The 16,147-nt window shown below is 72.2% G+C and carries 12 protein-coding genes; 6 read left to right on the top strand and 6 right to left on the bottom strand.

Features of this window, described 5'->3' with window-relative positions; genetic code table 11:
• Positions 1-71: 71 nt before the first annotated feature.
• Entirely contained in the window at positions 72-1,436 is a 1,365-nt protein-coding gene (locus ACIQWX_RS31760) for an MFS transporter (protein ID WP_400878864.1), read from the bottom strand.
• The gene (locus ACIQWX_RS31755) at positions 1,433-1,891 is read right to left on the bottom strand and encodes a carboxymuconolactone decarboxylase family protein (RefSeq protein WP_400878861.1); all 459 of its coding nucleotides are present in this window, start codon (positions 1,889-1,891) and stop codon (positions 1,433-1,435) included. The genes ACIQWX_RS31760 and ACIQWX_RS31755 overlap by 4 nt, the downstream gene beginning before the upstream one ends.
• Before the next feature lie 47 nt (positions 1,892-1,938).
• Between ACIQWX_RS31755 and ACIQWX_RS31750 the strand changes: the two genes are divergently transcribed.
• The gene (locus ACIQWX_RS31750) at positions 1,939-3,324 is read left to right on the top strand and encodes a PLP-dependent aminotransferase family protein (protein WP_400878858.1); all 1,386 of its coding nucleotides are present in this window, start codon (positions 1,939-1,941) and stop codon (positions 3,322-3,324) included.
• A gap of 4 nt (positions 3,325-3,328) precedes the next feature.
• Here ACIQWX_RS31750 and ACIQWX_RS31745 read toward each other — a convergent pair whose 3' ends face one another.
• Both ACIQWX_RS31745 and ACIQWX_RS31740 read right to left on the bottom strand, forming a co-directional pair.
• A complete protein-coding gene (locus ACIQWX_RS31745; RefSeq protein WP_400878856.1) occupies positions 3,329-3,682 on the bottom strand; it encodes a VOC family protein in 354 nt (117 codons plus the stop codon).
• A gap of 46 nt (positions 3,683-3,728) precedes the next feature.
• Positions 3,729-4,529 (bottom strand): hypothetical protein, encoded by an 801-nt coding sequence (locus ACIQWX_RS31740; RefSeq protein ID WP_400878853.1) that lies wholly within the window; start codon positions 4,527-4,529, stop codon positions 3,729-3,731.
• A 259-nt stretch (positions 4,530-4,788) separates the two neighbouring features.
• On the opposite strand from ACIQWX_RS31740, the gene ACIQWX_RS31735 reads away from it, so the two are divergent.
• Complete coding sequence (locus ACIQWX_RS31735; RefSeq protein WP_400878851.1) at positions 4,789-6,369, top strand: substrate-binding domain-containing protein; 1,581 nt, start codon at positions 4,789-4,791, stop codon at positions 6,367-6,369.
• 11 nt (positions 6,370-6,380) lie between these two features.
• On the top strand, positions 6,381-8,123 hold the full coding sequence (locus tag ACIQWX_RS31730; RefSeq protein WP_400878848.1) for a hypothetical protein: 1,743 nt from the start codon (positions 6,381-6,383) through the stop codon (positions 8,121-8,123).
• Here ACIQWX_RS31730 and ACIQWX_RS31725 read toward each other — a convergent pair.
• Positions 8,117-8,767: a class I SAM-dependent methyltransferase gene (locus ACIQWX_RS31725; protein WP_400878845.1), complete on the bottom strand. Its 651-nt coding sequence runs from the start codon at positions 8,765-8,767 to the stop codon at positions 8,117-8,119. The genes ACIQWX_RS31730 and ACIQWX_RS31725 overlap by 7 nt on opposite strands.
• Before the next feature lie 117 nt (positions 8,768-8,884).
• Between ACIQWX_RS31725 and ACIQWX_RS31720 the strand changes: the two genes are divergently transcribed.
• Positions 8,885-12,895: an alpha-(1->3)-arabinofuranosyltransferase family protein gene (locus ACIQWX_RS31720; protein WP_400878842.1), complete on the top strand. Its 4,011-nt coding sequence runs from the start codon at positions 8,885-8,887 to the stop codon at positions 12,893-12,895.
• A 108-nt stretch (positions 12,896-13,003) separates the two neighbouring features.
• Here ACIQWX_RS31720 and ACIQWX_RS31715 read toward each other — a convergent pair whose 3' ends face one another.
• A complete protein-coding gene (locus tag ACIQWX_RS31715) occupies positions 13,004-14,206 on the bottom strand; it encodes a lipopolysaccharide biosynthesis protein (protein ID WP_400878839.1) in 1,203 nt (400 codons plus the stop codon).
• A 70-nt stretch (positions 14,207-14,276) separates the two neighbouring features.
• Between ACIQWX_RS31715 and ACIQWX_RS31710 the strand changes: the two genes are divergently transcribed.
• Both ACIQWX_RS31710 and ACIQWX_RS31705 read left to right on the top strand, forming a co-directional pair.
• Positions 14,277-15,959, top strand: coding sequence for a hypothetical protein (locus ACIQWX_RS31710; protein WP_400878837.1), 1,683 nt, complete (start codon positions 14,277-14,279; stop codon positions 15,957-15,959).
• Positions 15,960-15,962: 3 nt separating this feature from the next.
• Positions 15,963-16,145: a hypothetical protein gene (locus tag ACIQWX_RS31705; protein WP_400878834.1), complete on the top strand. Its 183-nt coding sequence runs from the start codon at positions 15,963-15,965 to the stop codon at positions 16,143-16,145.
• The last annotated feature ends 2 nt before the right edge of the window (positions 16,146-16,147 follow it).

Here is a 16,147-nt window from a genome sequence, read left to right as displayed (position 1 = left end):
CACGTCGTTTGCCGCGCCCGACCGCGCCGAAGTTGTCGGTGCCCTCCGGTAGCGTGGAAAACGGGGGCTGCTCAGGCCGGAACCGCCACGGCCGAGCGGGAGTCGCGGAACCGCAGCGCCACTACCGCGGTCAAAGCGATCCCCGCCGCCGCAAGGAACACCGCCGTGCGCAGACCGTCCACTTCGGACGCGCCCGCGTTGGCCACCGCGACGAACACCGCCAACCCGACCGTGCCGCCGACCTGCTGGGCCGTCGACGCCACCCCGGACGCGATCCCCTGTGCGGAAGCCGGAATCCCGGTCGCGGCCGCGCCGAACATCAGCGTGTAGCCCGCGCCCTGCCCCAGTCCCAGCACGACCAGCGCCGGCACCAACTCCAGGTAGGACGCCGAAAGCGTCATCGACAGCCCCAGCATGACTGCCCCGGCTCCGCCGACGACCAGGGAAACCACCAGCGTCGGACGCGTGCCGTACCGGGTGGCCAGCCGGCCCGCCGCCTGGGAACCCGCCGCGATCGCCACCATCGGCACGCCGAACGCGAGCCCGGTCGCCAGCGCGCCGTAGCCGTGCACCCCCTGGAAGTACGCGGTGAGGAAGTACAGCAGCGTCCCGAACGTGCCCATGTAGAGGAACGTCACGACGACCCCGGTGCCGAGGTTGCGTTCCCGCAGCAGCCGCACCGGCAACAGCGGATCGCGGCTGCGGCGCTCGATCACGGCGAACGCGGCCAGCGACGCAAGACCGGCGCAAGCCGGGACCAGCACCGACGTCCAGCCCACTTCCGGGCCTTCGACCAGCGCGAACACCACGAGCGTCGTGCCGAGCGTCGCGGTCAGCGCGCCCGGGAGGTCGAACCGGCGGCCGGGCGTCCGGGCCGGGTCGGCCGGCAGCAGGACGAACGCGAGCACCGCGGCCGCCGCGGCCAGGGGCACGTTCACGAAGAACACCGCCGCCCAGCCGAACGCCTGCGTCAGCACCCCGCCGAGTAGCGAGCCCAGGATCATGCCGCTGCCACCCGCCGTACCCCACACCGCAAACGCGCGGTTGCGCTCGCGACCGGCCGCGAACGACGTGCTGACCAGGGTGAGCGTCGCGGGGAAGAGCAGCGCTCCACCCAGTCCCTGCCCGGCCCGGGCGGCGACGAGCAGGCCGGGGTCCCCGGCCAGCCCACCCAGGAGCGACGCGCCGGCGTAGAGCGCGCACCCGGCGGCGAACACCCGGCGCGGACCGAGCAGGTCGCACGCCCGGCCGCCCAGCAGCAGGAACCCGCCGAACGCCACCGCGTACGCGCTCACCACCCACTGCAGGCTCTGCGCGGAGAACCCGAGGTCGCGGCCGATGTCCGGCAGCGCCACGTACACGATGTTGTAGTCGAGGGAGATGATCAGCTGCGCGAACGCCAGCAGCGCGAGCACCGCACCCGGACGGCGGGTCATCGCGCGACCCGCTCGTCCGTGCCGGGCACCTTCGCGGTGGTGATCGCGATGCGGTTCCACGTGTTGATCGTGAAGATCAGCGCGAGCAGCTGGGCCAGCTCTTCCTCGCCGAACTGGCCGGCCGCCCGGGCGTAGACGTCGTCCGGGACGCCGCCCGAGATCAGCGTGACGGCTTCGGTGAGGGCCAGTGCGGCCTGCTCCTTCTCGCTGAAGAAGTGCGAAGCCTCGTGCCACACCGCGACCATGTGCAGCCGCTCCTCGCTCTCACCGGCCTTGTGGGCGTCGGAGGTGTGCATGTGCAGGCAGTACGCGCAGCGGTTGAGCTGCGACGCGCGGATCTGGACCAGCTCGACCAGCGCGGGGTCGAGCCCGGCGCGAGCCGCGGCGTCGAAGCCGATCAGGGCCTTGAAGGCCTTCGGGGCGGACTTGGCGAAGTTGATGCGGGAGTTCGTCATGACCAGAAACCTAGGCGCGGTTTGACCTCCGTGTAGGGTGCATTTCCGTGCCGGAATCGTGGGTCAATTCGGGCGTCGACCTCCACCTGGAGTTGGCGGGCGGCGGCAAGCGAGCCGCGCTCATCGCCGCCCTGCGCGACGCCGTCCGCACCGGACGGCTCGCCCCGGGCACCCGGCTCCCGCCGTACCGGGCCTTGGCCACCGACCTGGGGCTGGCCCGCAACACCGTCGCCGACGCCTACGCCGAACTGGTCGCCGAGGGCTGGCTGACCGCGGTCCAGGGCTCCGGCACGCGCGTCGCCTCGCGGGCCGAGCCGCTTCCGCCGCCCCGGACGCCCAAGAAGGCACCGGAAGCAAGCGCGCCGCGGTACAACCTGCGTCAGGGCCAGCCGGACGCGACGACGTTCCCGCGCACCGAATGGCTGGCCGCCGCCCGACGCGCGTTGAACGTCGCCCCGCACGACGCCTTCGGGCCGGGCGACCCGCGTGGCCGGCTCGAACTGCGGGAAGCGCTGGCCGGCTACCTCGCGCGGGCCCGCGGGGTGCGGACGTCGCCGGAGCGGATCGTCGTGTGCTCGGGGTACGCGCACGCGCTGCGGCTGCTGTTCCCGGCCGTCCTGCCCGGACCGCTCGCCGTCGAGGCGTACGGGCTCCCGTTCCACCGTTCGATCTTCACGAAGGCCGGAGTCGAGACGATTCCCCTTGCCCTGGACGAAAAAGGTGCGCGTGTCGACGAACTGACCGTGCCGACCGCGGTGCTGACGCCCGCGCACCAGTTCCCGACCGGCGGCCCGCTGCACCACGACCGCCGCAAATCGGTGCTCGACCACGTCCGCACGACCGGTGGCGTGCTCATCGAAGACGACTACGACGGCGAGTTCCGCTACGACCGCAAGCCGGTCGGCGCGGTGCAGGGGCTCGACCCCGAGCACGTCGTCTACGCCGGTTCGGTGAGCAAGAGCCTGTCACCCGCGTTGCGGCTGGGGTGGCTGGTGCTGCCGGAGGCGCTGGTCGACGCGGTGCTGGCGGCGAAGGGGGAGCGCGAGGCGTGGGCCGGGGTGCTCGACCAGCTCACGCTGGCGGAGTTCTTGAACTCCGGCGCGTACGACCGGCACATCCGGCGCATGCGCCAGCGCTACCGGCGCCGTCGCGACCGGCTCGTCGACGCACTGGCCGAACGAGCCCCGCACGTGACGCCGACCGGCATCGCCGCGGGACTGCACGCGGTGCTGCGGCTGCCGCCGGGAACCGAGCCGTCGGCGGTGAAAGCCGCGGCGTGGCAAGGACTCGCGCTGGACGGCCTAGCCGCGTTCCGCCACCCGGCGAGCACGATGTCCACAATGGACGGACTGGTTGTCGGTTACGCGACCCCGCCGGAGCACGCGTACCCGGCGGCCGTCGACGCTCTCTGCCGCGCGCTGCCACCCGGGTGACCGATCAGGCCGGCTGCCACAGCTCGACGCGGTTGCCCTCGGGGTCGACCACCCAGCCGAACCGGCCGATGCCGTCCATCTCCTGGACGTCGTCGACGACGTCGGCGCCCTTCTCCCGCAGCTGGGCGAGCATCGCGTCCAGGTCGCGGACCCGGAAGTTCAGCATCGACTGCTGCGCCTGCGAACCGAAGTAGTCCGTCGACGCTTCGAACGGCGCGAACACCGTCGGCCCGGACTCCTGCCGCCACACCCCGGTCGCGTCCGTCTCCAGGCCGAGGCAGTCCCGGTACCAGGCGCCGAGCGCCTCCGGGTCCGCCGCGCGGAAGAAGTACCCACCGATGCCGAGCACGCGTTCCATGCCCCGATCCTGCCAGTGCGAAGGCACGATCGGGGCGAGGGACACGTCAGCCGACGATGTCGATCTCGAACGGGTCGGACGCGCTGTAGTTGATGTCGGCCCACACCGCACCCGGCAGGTCGTAGCGCCGGTGGGACGTCAGCTTGTTGTTGTAGCCCGCGACCTGCGTCGGGTTGTGGCCGACGCCCTGGTGGTCGTTGCCCCAGGCGAAGATGTCGCCGACCCACATCGGCTTCGAGAAGCCGTCACCGCCCAGCCGTGGCCGGACGATGACCGCCGCGCCGGGGCTGCCGGACAGGAACACCCGCACCGTGTTCTGGTTGGCGTTCGGCGGGGTGACGGTGATGCGCTCCATGATCTCCACTCCAGTCGAGGCGGAACCGTTTCCGTCCACTCCGGGCCAGTAGTCCGCGACGGACGAGACGTCGTAGCCCGGGGCGACGTCTCCGCGGTACTGCTTGGCGATCGCGCCGGCCGGGATGGCGGGATCGCCGTTGTAGTGGGCGATCCAGTAGTGCGGCTCGGCGACACCGGCCGACGAGAACGCCGACCGCACCGAGGGCCAGGTCGAGAGGTTGCAGTAGATCGTGGGATCGGCGCCGGCGGCGCGGCGCATCCGGACCCACCCCGGTGCCTCGCCCGGCGTGGCGTCGCCGGGTTCGACGTCCAGGACGTGACCGTCGTTGGTCGAGGCCTTCTTGACGATCGTGACCTTGACCGCGTTCGGGAACCTCGCCCAGTCGGCGGCCGACCAGGGTTCGAGCTTGATCTTGTCGATGTATCCCGCGACCATCTCCGCGCCGGCGGGAATGTTCGCGGCCGTGACCGCGTCGTACATCGTGCGCACGGGTTGCGTCTCCGTTCGGTGCCGTTCGCCGTTTCGGGGACGGCGAAATCGTCTCCGCGATCCGCCATCGTGCTGTTACCCATGTGGGACGGGCGTCAAGCGGAAATGTTACGCAGTTCCGGACTGTCACCAAAATGGCCCCACCGCGCAATTCCTTCACCACGGTCTCACGCGCCGATGGTGACTTTCCGCTGCCGGGTCTGGCTTCGCGCTCACCCGGCTGGCAAGCTGCCAAGACTCCACGACGGAAGGTACGTGCATGGCGGCACACCCGGCGCGGGCCCGGCGCGTCGACGCGCGGGTCGTCGTCCTGAGCGTGCTGCTCGTGGTCGCCCTGCTCGCCTGGGCCGGCGTCGACTGGCTGCGCGACCGCCTCGCCGCCGGCGGCTGCGACACCACGACTCCCGTCCGCATCACGGCGGCGCCGGACGTCGCACCGGTGCTCGGCGCGCTCGCCCGCGGCGTGCCGGGGCCGGACTGCTACACCGTCGAGGTCACCGCGGCCGCGTCGGCCGCCACCGCGGCGGCCCTGGAAGCCAACGGCGCGAACGGACCCGACGTCTGGGTGCCGGAGTCGAGCAGCTGGCTGCTGCAGGCGCGCGACCTCGGCGCGTGGAACCTGCCCGAGTCCGGCCAGTCGGTGGCGAGCTCGCCGGTCGTGCTGGCGCTGACCGACGACGTCGCGAAACAGGCGGGCTGGCCCGGGAAGTCACCGTCCTGGTCGGACGTCCTCGCGGGCAGCCCGGTCGGCCTGCCCGACCCGGGCCGCGACCCGGCGGCCATCTCCGCGCTCATCGGCCTGCAGCAGCTGACCAAGGACGCGCCCGACCCCGGCGCGGCGTTCACCGAGGAGATCCGCAAGGTGTCCGCGGTGAAGCAGCCGTTCACCGCGTCGCCGGCGTCGGAGCAGTCGGTGCTGGCGCGCAAGCTCGTCGCCGCGTACCCGGCGGCCGGCGTGCCGAGCTTCGACTACCCGTACGTCGTGTTGCCGCGGGCGTCGGAGGCTTCGCGGTCGGCGGCCGAGCGGTTCCTGCGGCTGCTGCTGGACCAGACCGCGACGAAGACGTTCGCCGACGCCGGGTTCCGGACGCCGGCCGGGCAGCTGCTCGGCGACCGGCCCCGCGACACCCGCACGGACGCGGCGCCGCGTCCGGCCGGGCCGCCGGCGCCCGACGCGATGTACGGCGTGCTGCAGGCCTGGGCCGGCGCCAACCTCAGCGCACGCGTCCAGGTGCTGCTCGACGTCTCCGGCTCGATGGCCGCCACCGTGCCCGGCACCGGCCGCAGCCGGATGGCCCTGACGCTGGAAGCCGCGACCCAGGGTCTCGGGTTGTTCAAGCCGACGACGGAAATCGGGCTCTGGCTGTTCTCGACCAAGCTCGACGGCGACAAGGACTTCAAGGAACTCCTGCCGATGCGGCCCATCTCCCAACAGCTCGCCGCCGGTGGTGTCGCGAAATTGCAGGCGGTCAAGCCGAAGGCCGGCGGCGCGACCGGGCTGTACGACTCGATCCTCGCCGCGTACCAGAACGCGCGCCAGAACTGGCAGCTCGGCCGGATCAACGTCGTCGTCGTGCTCACCGACGGCCGCAACGAGGACAGCGACTCGATCGGGCTGCCCGGGTTGCTCGGTGAACTCGGCCGGCTGCAGGACCCGCGGAAGCCGTTGCCGGTGATCGGGATCGGCATCGGCCCGGACATCGATTCGAGCGAGCTGAAGCAGATCTCGGCCGCGACCGGCGGCGAGTCGTTCACCACGCCGGACCCGCGCAAGATCTCCGACGTCTTCTACCAGGCACTGAGCAAGCTCATGTGCCAGCCGCCCGCCTGCAAGAATTGAGGACGCCCGTGTTGGTGGAGACCGAAAAGCCCGCGCCACGGGTCACGCGAAGACCGTCCACTGTGGTCATCGTGGCGTTCGTCGCCGGGGTGGTGCCGTTCGCGTTCCACACCTGGGCGGCGCTGCACGGGAGTTTCGCGCAGGACGACTTCGTCGTGACCTACCGGGCCGCCGCGGCCGGGCCGTTCGACCTCGGCTACCTCTTCCAGGACTACCACGGGCACCTGCAGCCCGGCGGGTTCTTCCTCGCCGCGGTGCTGACCTGGTGGGCGCCGCTGAACTTCGCCCTGCTCATGGCGCCGCTGCTGCTGATGCGGGCCGCCGCGACGGTGTTGTTCTGGTGCGTGCTGGTGCGCTGCTTCGGCCGCCGGTGGGCGATCCTGGTGCCGTTCACCGTGTTCACGGCCTCGACGCTGCTGCTGGTCCCGACGCTGTGGTGGGCCTACGGCGTCCAGATCGTGCCGGTGGTGCTGGGGGCCGCCGGGGCCCTGTACTGGCACGTCCGCTTCCTGCGCGAGGGCGGCCGCTGGTGGATCGGCACCTTCGCGTGGACGCTGTTCGGCCTCGCGTTCTACGAGAAGGCCGTGGTGGTCCCGGTGCTGCTGGCCGGCGTGACCGTCCTGCTCGGACAGTCCTTCCGGGAACGGTGGCGCTACTGGGCGGGGCACGCGGCGCTGCTCGCCGCGTTCGTCGTGGGCTACCTCGCGCTGACGTCGAGCCAAGTGGCCTCCGGCGGCCCGCCGATGACCGCCGGGACCGTCGCCGACCTGACCGGCCGGATGCTCGGCGACACCTTCCTGCCCGGCCTGGCCGGCGGGCCGTGGTCGGGGCCCGGGCCGGGGGCGACCTGGGCGCCGTCGCCGTTCGCCGTCGTGGTCCTGCTGTTCGCCGCGGCACTGGGCCTGCTGATCGCCGGCGCGCGCGTGGGCGGCCGCCGGGCGTGGCGGGCGTGGGCGCTGCTCGGGCTGCTGCTCGCCCTGGACGTCGGGCTGCTGGCGTTCACGCGGCTGCGCGAAGTCGGCCCGGCCGCCGGGGACGACCCGAGGTACCTGGCCGAGCTGGCGTTCGTGGCCGCCCTTTGTGGAGCGTTCGCTTTCCTGCGGCCGGGGGAAGTTGCGCCGTCCGGCGGAAAGCGTGAACGGCCGATCGCGCTAATCGCGTGCGTGCTTCTGCTCGTCAGTTCCGTGATCGGGTTTTCAAGGCTCGCCCCGGCCCTGCGGTTCGAGCATTCCGGGCAGTACCTCGCAAACGTCCGGGCGGCCGTGGCGGAGGACCCGGATCTGGTCTTCTACGACACCTTCGTGCCGTCCGATGTGGTCCACGAGTGGTTCGGCGTCGACTCCCAGGCGTCCCGGGTGGCCGGCCTGATCCCCGGCACGCACTTCGACCAGCCGACGAACCGGATGCACCTGCTCGACACGACCGGCACGCCGCACGCGATCACCGGGGTGGCCGCGGAATCCCGCGGGGTCCAGGGGCCGGTGCCGAACTGCGGCTACACGGTCGGCGAGACGCTGGTGCGCGTCCCGCTGGACAAACCGGTGCTCGGCAGGCACCTGCTGAAGATCGACTACTTCACCTCGGACGGCGGCGAAGGCCTGGTCGACCGGACGCCGGTGTGGTTCCAGGCCGGGCTGCACTCGCTGTACCTGCCGGTCGACGGCCTCTTCGACCACATCGGACTGCGGCTGTCGAGCCCGGGCGCGCCGGTGTGCGTCGCGAAGGTCGAGGTCGGGAAGCCGGTGACTCAGTAGGGGTCGTACGGGCTGTCGTGCCCGAGCAGCCGCGCGACCGGCCGCAACCGCAGGCGCAGCAGCACCTTGATGACGACGTTGCGCAGGAACCACGGCAGTTGCGCGAGCACGCGCACGCGGTCCGCCGTGGACGGTGGCTTCAGCGTGAACCGCGCCAGGGACGTGGCTCGGTCCACATAGGTGTACCGGCGTCCGAAGAGGACTTTCGCGATCGTGCCGAGCGTGACGCCGATCGAGGAGAAGCAGTCGTGCACCAGGATTTCCGCGCCCGGCGGCAGGTGGTCCGACCAGCGCAGGTCGTCGGTGTAGGTCCAGTAGTCGTGCTTGCCGTCGATGTAAAGCAGCTGTAGGGGCCGGTCCCAGTCAGGGCGCAGTTCCGTGCTGTAACCGGCGACGAGCTCGACGACGTCGTCCAGCCCGGCCTGGCGGATGTTGCGCTCGAACAGCTGCCGCGTCGGCGATCCGCCGAACAACCGGCCGTCGACGAAGGGGTCGACGGCGATCACCGTCGCGCCGGCCGTGCGGGCCGCCGAGCCGAGGACGATCGTGGATCTGCCCTGGTGGCTGCCGATTTCCAGGACGACGTCGCCCTTCTCCAGGCGGCACACGGCGTTCCACAGCGCTTCGCCCTGCGCACGCGTCATCCAGCCCTTGACGGGTTCGGCCAGAGCCCAGGCGTCTTCGAACGAGATGGCGCACCTGCCAGGGGTTCGGAAATCGGTTGGCACATGGTAGCCAGGTTTCGGCCTAGTATCTACCGGATGGTAACCGCCACCCGCGAACGGTCCCGGGACGACGCCCCGCCCTCGAGCGGCGCCCGGAAGTTCTCGGTGGGCGCGTTCGTGCGTCGGCCGAGCACGTGGATCGTGCTGGCGCTGACCACGTTGTCATTCCTGCAGATGCCGGGGAAGACGACCTTCGACACCAAGCTCGACCTCGCCGTCGATCCGCTCGCGTTCCTCGGCCGCGCGCTGCACCTGTGGAACCCGCAAGCCACGGCGGGGGAGCTGCAGAACCAGGCGTACGGCTACCTCTTCCCGATGGGCCCGTTCTTCGCGCTGTGCCAGGCCGTCGGCGTGCCGGCGTGGATCGCGCAACGCCTGTGGGGCGCCATCCTGCTCTCCGCCGCGTTCGGCGGCGCGCTGCTGCTGGCGCGCGCGATGAAGCTCGGCACCGAACGCACGCGGCTGATCGGCGCGCTCGGGTACGCGCTCGCGCCGCGGATGCTGACCGAAATCGGCGGTCTGTCCGCGGAAATGCTGCCCGCGGTGCTGCTGCCGTGGGTGCTGGTGCCGCTGGTCCGGGCCGGGACGATCGGTTCGCCGCGCCGGGCCGCCGGGTTGTCCGCGCTCGCCGTGCTGTGCATGGGTGGGGTCAACGGCGCGATGGTCGTGATGGCACTCGTCCTGCCCGGGCTGTGGCTCCTGACGCGCAAGTGGACACGACACCACGTGCGGCTCGTCGTCTGGTGGTGCGTCTTCGTCGCCGGCGCGACGCTGTGGTGGATCCTGCCGCTGCTGCTGCTCGGCGAGTACAGCCTGCCGTTCCTGGACTACATCGAGTCCGCGACGAACACCACCGCGCCGATGTCGCTGTTCGAGGTGCTGCGCGGGACCAACCAGTGGGTCGCCTACGTCGTGCAGGGCACGCCGTGGTGGCCGGGCGGCTGGTCGCTGATCGACAACCCGGTGCTGATGCTCGCGACCGGGCTCGTCGCCGGCGTCGGACTGCTCGGCCTGACCCGCCGCGGCCTGCCGGAACGCCGGTTCCTCGTGCTGGGTGTCCTCACCGGACTGACGCTGCTGACCATCGGGTACGTCGGCACGCTCGACAGCCCGGTCGCCGAACAGGTCCGGCACCTGCTCGACGGGCCGCTCGCCCCGCTGCGCAACGTTCACAAGTTCGAGCCGGTGCTGCGGCTGCCGCTGATGCTGGCGTTCGTGCACGGCATTTCGAGCCCGGTCCGGGTGAAGTCCGCGCGCCGGTTCCTGCGGCCGGCGCTGGGACTGCTGCTGGTGCTGGTGATGGCCGCGCCGGCGTGGCTGCTGAACCTGCGCTCGGGGCCGGGCTGGGACGAGGTTCCCGGTTACTGGTACGACGCCATGGGTTACGTCGCCAAGGCCGACCCGAACGCGCGGACGCTGCTGCTGCCGGCCACCGGGTTCGGCGAATACGACTGGGGCCGCACGGTCGACGAACCCGCGCAAGCCATCGCGAGAAGCCCGTGGGCGGTGCGCAACCAGGTGCCGCTGGGGTCCGAAGGCAACACGCGGCTGATGGACTCGGTCGACGCGGCGCTGGCCGACGGCCGCGGCGACCCCGGCCTCGCCGCTTTGCTCGCGCGCTCGGGCTACCGGTTCTTGCTGCTGCGCAACGACATCGACCGCGACCGGACGAACGCACCGCCGATCGCGACCCTGCGGGCCGGCCTCGCCGGCTCGCCCGGGATCGGCAAGGCGGCGGAGTTCGGGCCCCTCGAGATCTACGAGGTCCGCAAGGCCGTGCAACTCGCCACGGCGACGGCCACCACGGACGTCCCGACGGTCAGCGGCGGACCGGAAAACCTGTTGCCACTCATCGATTCCGGCCAGCTGGACCCCTCGACGCCGACAGTGCTGACCGGTGACGGCGGCTCGCCAGGCGGGCCGCGGCTGGTCACCGATGGGCTTCGCCGCGCCGAACGGAACGTAGGCGGCGTAAGGGACAACCTGAGCCAGACCCTCACCGCCGGCGAGGCGTTCCGGCAGCAGCGCGCGGCGGGGGACGTGCTGCCGTTCCCGGGCGAGGAGCACCAGACCGTCGCCGCCTACCGCGGCATCCGCGCGGTGACGGCGTCGACGGCCGCGTCGTTCGCCGACGCGTTCGGCGGGTCCGACCCGGGCCACCAGCCGTTCGCCGCGATCGACGGCGACCCGCGCACGTCGTGGCGCTCGTCGTCGTTCACCGGCCCGATCGGCCAGTGGCTCGAGGTCGAGCTGGACACGCCGCGGCTGGTGAACTCGGTCAACCTGGAGATGGTCGACGACCTGCGCGTCGGCTGGCCGGCGACGCGGGTCCGGATCACCACCGACAACGGCTCGGTCGACCAGCAGGTGATCCGCGGCGCCGGGCCGCACACCTACTCCGTGGCCGCGGGTGTGACGCGCAAGGTGCGGATCACGTTGCTGTCGCTGGTGGTCGGGCGGCAGGACGGGAACGTCGGCATCGCAGAGCTGAAGATCCCCGGCACGGAACCCCAGCGCGCGCTGGAAGTCCCGGCCGACCTGCCCGCCGGGCCCGCGCCCGGGTTCGCGTTCACGCGGGGTGCCGCGCCGCGGTACGCCTGCCTGCCCGCCGAGGGCGCGGTGCGGTGCGACGCGTCGACGGTGCGTGACGGCGAGGAACCCGACGGCATCCGGCGCCTGTTCAGCACCCCGGCCGAGCAGACGTTCCTCGTCGGCGGCACGGTGCTGCCCGCGGGCGGCGGCAAGAACCCGGTCGCGCTGCCGGGGGTCACGGTGGCGTCGACGTCCCAGCTGGGCGGCGACCCGGCGGCGGGCGGCTTCGCGGCGGTGGACGGCGACGCGGGCACGACGTGGCGCCCCGACGTCACCGACCTGCGGCCGACGCTCACCCTGAACTGGACGGCCCCGAAGCGGATTTCGGGGCTGCACATCGGAGTCGCGCCGGCGAGCGGGGCTCGCGCGCCGCGTCAAGTGGAACTGGTGGGCCGGTCCGGGTCGCGCACGGTCGAGCTCGACGCGAGCGGGTCGGCGTCCTTCGAACCCCTGGACACCGACCAGCTGCAGCTCGTGCTCCCGGGCGACGACGACGATCCCGCCGCGCGGGCCGTGGTGGGCATCGGGAGCCTGGAACTGTCCGGCACCGAGGGACTGCTGCCCGGGCCGGACCCGGCGTTCACGGTGCCGTGCGGGTCCGGGCCGAACGTCCACCTCGACGGGCTCGACTACCGGACGTCGGTGCAGGGAACGCTGTCGGACATCATCGCGCACCGGCCTCTGGAGCTGCGGATGTGCCGGGATTCGGAGGGCGGGATCTCGCTGCCGTCCGGCGGGCACGAGCTGCGGACGGACCGCTCGGACTCGTTCGTCGTCCAGGACCTGTGGCTGCGGCCCGCGGTCGAGCCGGCGCCGCCGGTGCACCGCGCGGTGCAGGTGGGGAAGTGGGACGCGGCTTCGCGGTCGGTGACGGTCGCGCCGGGCGCGGAGGCGGTGCTGGCGGTCCCGGAGAACGCGAACGCGGGCTGGGTGGCCACAATGGACGGTCGCGAGCTGGCCCGCACCAGAGTCGACGGCTGGCAGCAGGCGTGGATCGTCCCGGCCGGCGCGGGCGGCGTGGTGTCGCTGTCGTTCACCCCGGACTCGGCGTACCGGCTCGCGCTGCTGATCGGCGCGTGCGCGGTGCTGGTGCTGCTGGTGGGAGTGTTCTGGCCGGCGCGGCGGCGGCCGTTCGCGGTGCGTCCGGGCGGGTCGCTGGTGCCGGTGGTCCTGATCGGGCTGCTGGTCGCGCTCGGCGGGATGCTGCCGGTGGTGCTGCTGATCGCGTGCCTGCTGGCCCGCCAGTTCTGGGACCGCGCGCCGAGGTACCTGGCGTTCGGCGGAATGGCCGTGGCGGCGGTGGTGTCGGTGACGGGCCGCGTACTGGGCCACGGCCAGGAGTGGGCGTACGGCCCGGTCACGCAGGCGGCCCTGCTGCTGGCGGCGGCCGCGACGGTGGCGACGTGCGTGGACTGGTTCACCCGTGGGGACAACCCGACCGAACCGGCGACCTAGGCACCGGAAAGTGTCGGTGCTCCCCGGTAGCGTGGAAAACGGGGGCTGCTCAGGCCGGGAACGTCATGAAAGGGTCGTTCATGGCGTCTGGTGACATGAAAGGGTCGTTCATGGCGTCTGGCGCGCCCGCAACTCCAAAACCGCGCCGGCCACCGCCAACCCACCCGCGCAACAGGCGGCGACCGTCACCACCTGCGTCGCCGACCCGTGCAGCCAAGCCGTGATCAGCAACGCTTCCACCCCGACAGCCGCCCACATCAGCACCGCGACCCGGCGATCCCCATCAGCCAACCGCGCGTACAACAGGATCTGCACCAAAGCCAGCATCGACCCCGCCACCGCGAACGGCCACACCGGCATCGTGCTCCCGGAGTACCGCGCACCGCCGATCACCACGAGCAACGACGGCCCGAGCACCACCGAAACCAGCACCACGAAGGCATCCAGAAAAGCGCAAACCGCCAACGCCACCGGCAGTGCCTGCCGACGTCCGGAAGAAGCCGCGAACCGCGGCAACACCAGCACGCCCACCGCCTGCGGCAGCCAATAAGCGATCTTCGTGACGATCGCCCCGAGCGCGTACTCCCCGGCGGAAGCCGACGGCAGCGTGTGCCGTGCCAGCACCAGATCCAGGTTCACCAGCAATACCAAAGCCAGCATCGCCTGCGCCGTGTGGAGTACTTCGACGCCGTGCCGGTCGGCCCAGCGCGGACGCGGCCGGCCGCACACCCACCAGCCCGCGACGACCACCGCCAGCGACCCCAGAGCCGTCCCGGCCAGCGCGCCCGTGGGAGAGCCCGACACCAGCAGGCCCACCAGCGAACCACCGACCTTGCCCGCTCCCTCGAGCGCGATCAACCCGGCCAGCAGCGCGAACCGGTGCGCGCCCTGCAGCAGCCCGTGGAACACGCCCAGCAGCGTCAACGGCCCGAGCGCGGCCGTCACCAGCAGCGCCGGCGTCAGCGACCCCAGGTGCAGCAGGAGCACCAGCAACGGGCTGAGCGTCAACGCCGCCGTCGCGACGATCGCGCTCGTCATCAGCCCCAGGGCGAACAGCGAACCCTGCGTCAGCGACGGCGAACGCGCGACCCGCAGCGCCACCACCGTCTGCAGCCCCATCGCCGGGACGACGCCGACGACCAGCACCGCCAGCAGCGAGCTCAGTTCCCCGAACGCCCCCGGCGCGAGGATCCGCGCGGCCGCGAGGCTCAGCACGTAGCTGCCCGCGTTGTTGCCCGCGAGCGCGAGCGAGACGAGGATCGCCGCGACCCGGTTGCCGGTCCGGGCCGGCGCTTCGGTGGCTACGCTCAACGGCGGGCTCCCATTACCGGCGGGTAATTTCCAGGGACCCTAACCGCGCGGACACCGGAAAGGAAGGGCCGTGGACACCACGGGCAGACGGCTCGCGCTCCCCGTGGTGTCCGTCCTGCTCGCGTTCGCCGTCTGCGCCCCGCTGCTCGGGCGCGGGTTCGTCCTGAGCTACGACATGGTGTTCGCGCCCCGCCAGTACTTCGTGCCGGACGCGTTCGGGATCGGCAGCACACTGCCGCGGTCCGTCCCCGCCGACGCCGCCGTCGCGCTCGCCACGACCGTGCTGCCCGGCGACATCGTCCAGAAAGTCGTGCTGCTGCTGGCGATCTTCGCCGCCGCGCAGGGCGCCGGCCGGCTCGTCCCGACCGAACACCTCGGCACGCGGCTCGTCGCCGCGATCGCGTACGCCTGGACGCCGTACGTCGCCGAGCGGCTCTTCATCGGCCACTGGCCGCTGCTCCTGACGTATGCGGCGCTGCCCTGGATCGTCCGCGCCGGACTCGCCGCGCGGAAGCACGAACCGAACGCGCTGCCGAGACTCGTGATCGCCTGCGCCCCCGCCGTCCTGACGCCGCCGGGTGGCGTGCTCGCCGCCGTCGTGATGGCCGTCGCCGGAGGTTCCCGCCGCCTGTGGCAGACCCTCGCCATCGCGATCGTGCTCAACCTGCCCTGGCTGGTCCCCACGTTCCTGAACGCCGGCGGCACGTACTCCGACCCGGCCGGCGTCACGGCGTTCAGCGCCCGCGCCGAAAGCTGGGGCCCCGCGCTGCTCAGCGTCCTCGGCCTGGGCGGGATCTGGAACGCCGAAACGGTTCCCGGCAGCCGGGCCATGCCGCTCGTCCCGGTGCTGACGCTCGTGGTCGTCGCCATCGCGGTCGCCGGACTCAAGCCGCTCACCCTGCGTTGGGGGAAAGCACCGGCACGGTCCCTGTTCGCCCTCGGGGCCGCGGGCGTGCTGCTGGCGTCACTGGCGACGCTGCCGGGCGGGGACGCGCTGCTGACCGCCGCCACCCGTCACCTGCCCGGTGCGGGACTCCTGCGGGACGCCCAGAAGTGGGTCGCCTGGTGGGCGTTGCCGCTCGCGCTGGGTTTCGCGCTCGCCATCGAAGTCGCCGCGGCCAAGCTGAAAACCGAACGCGGGCGCGTCGCGCTCGTGACCGCGGCGGCCGTCTTCCCCCTGCTCACCCTGCCCGACCTGGCGTGGGGCGGCTGGGGACGGCTCGCCACCGTCCGCTACCCGGCGGACTGGCAGGCAGTGTCCGAAGTGCTCGGTGACCGCCCCGGCGATGTCCTGACGCTGCCGCTGTCGGCGTTCCGCGGGTTCGCCTGGAACGACGACCGCACGCAGCTCGACCCGGCGCCGCGCGTCCTCCCGAAACCCGTGCTGATGGACGACACCCTCCAAGTGGGAGCGGACCGCGTCGCCGGCGAAGACCCGCGCATCGGCGACGTCCGCGCCGCGACGTCCGCGCGTGAGCTGACCGAGGCGGGCATCGGCTGGATCCTCGTCGAGCACGGGACACCCGGCGACGTCGACGAGCGGTTGCTCGCCGGCGCGACGCCGGTGTGGTCGGGTGACTGGCTGACGCTGTACCGGACCCCGGGTGAGCCGGCGGTGAAACCGATTTCGTGGGCGCCCGCGTTGGTGGCGAACGGAGTAGCGCTCGCGTCGCTGTGCGTCGCACTGTTGTGCCGCATGTTACCGATGCGTACATTGGGCCGCGGCAGGAATTCCCCGCCGCGGAAGGAGTGACACGTGGGCACGGTCATCGGCGTGGTCGCCGCCGTCATCCTCGGAGGCGGTCTGGCGACCGGAGCGGGCTTCGCCCTCACCAAGAGCGCGGACCCGGACAGCTCCGCCCAGGTGCAGGAAAAGCTGAACGCGCAGGTGAAGTACAACCCCGCCGACCACCCCGGCAAGATCTACGGGAACCGCTGACG

The sequence above is a fragment of the Amycolatopsis sp. NPDC098790 genome, assembly GCF_044759945.1.
Taxonomy (GTDB): domain Bacteria; phylum Actinomycetota; class Actinomycetes; order Mycobacteriales; family Pseudonocardiaceae; genus Amycolatopsis.
This window is presented reverse-complemented; position numbering and strand designations above follow the sequence as displayed.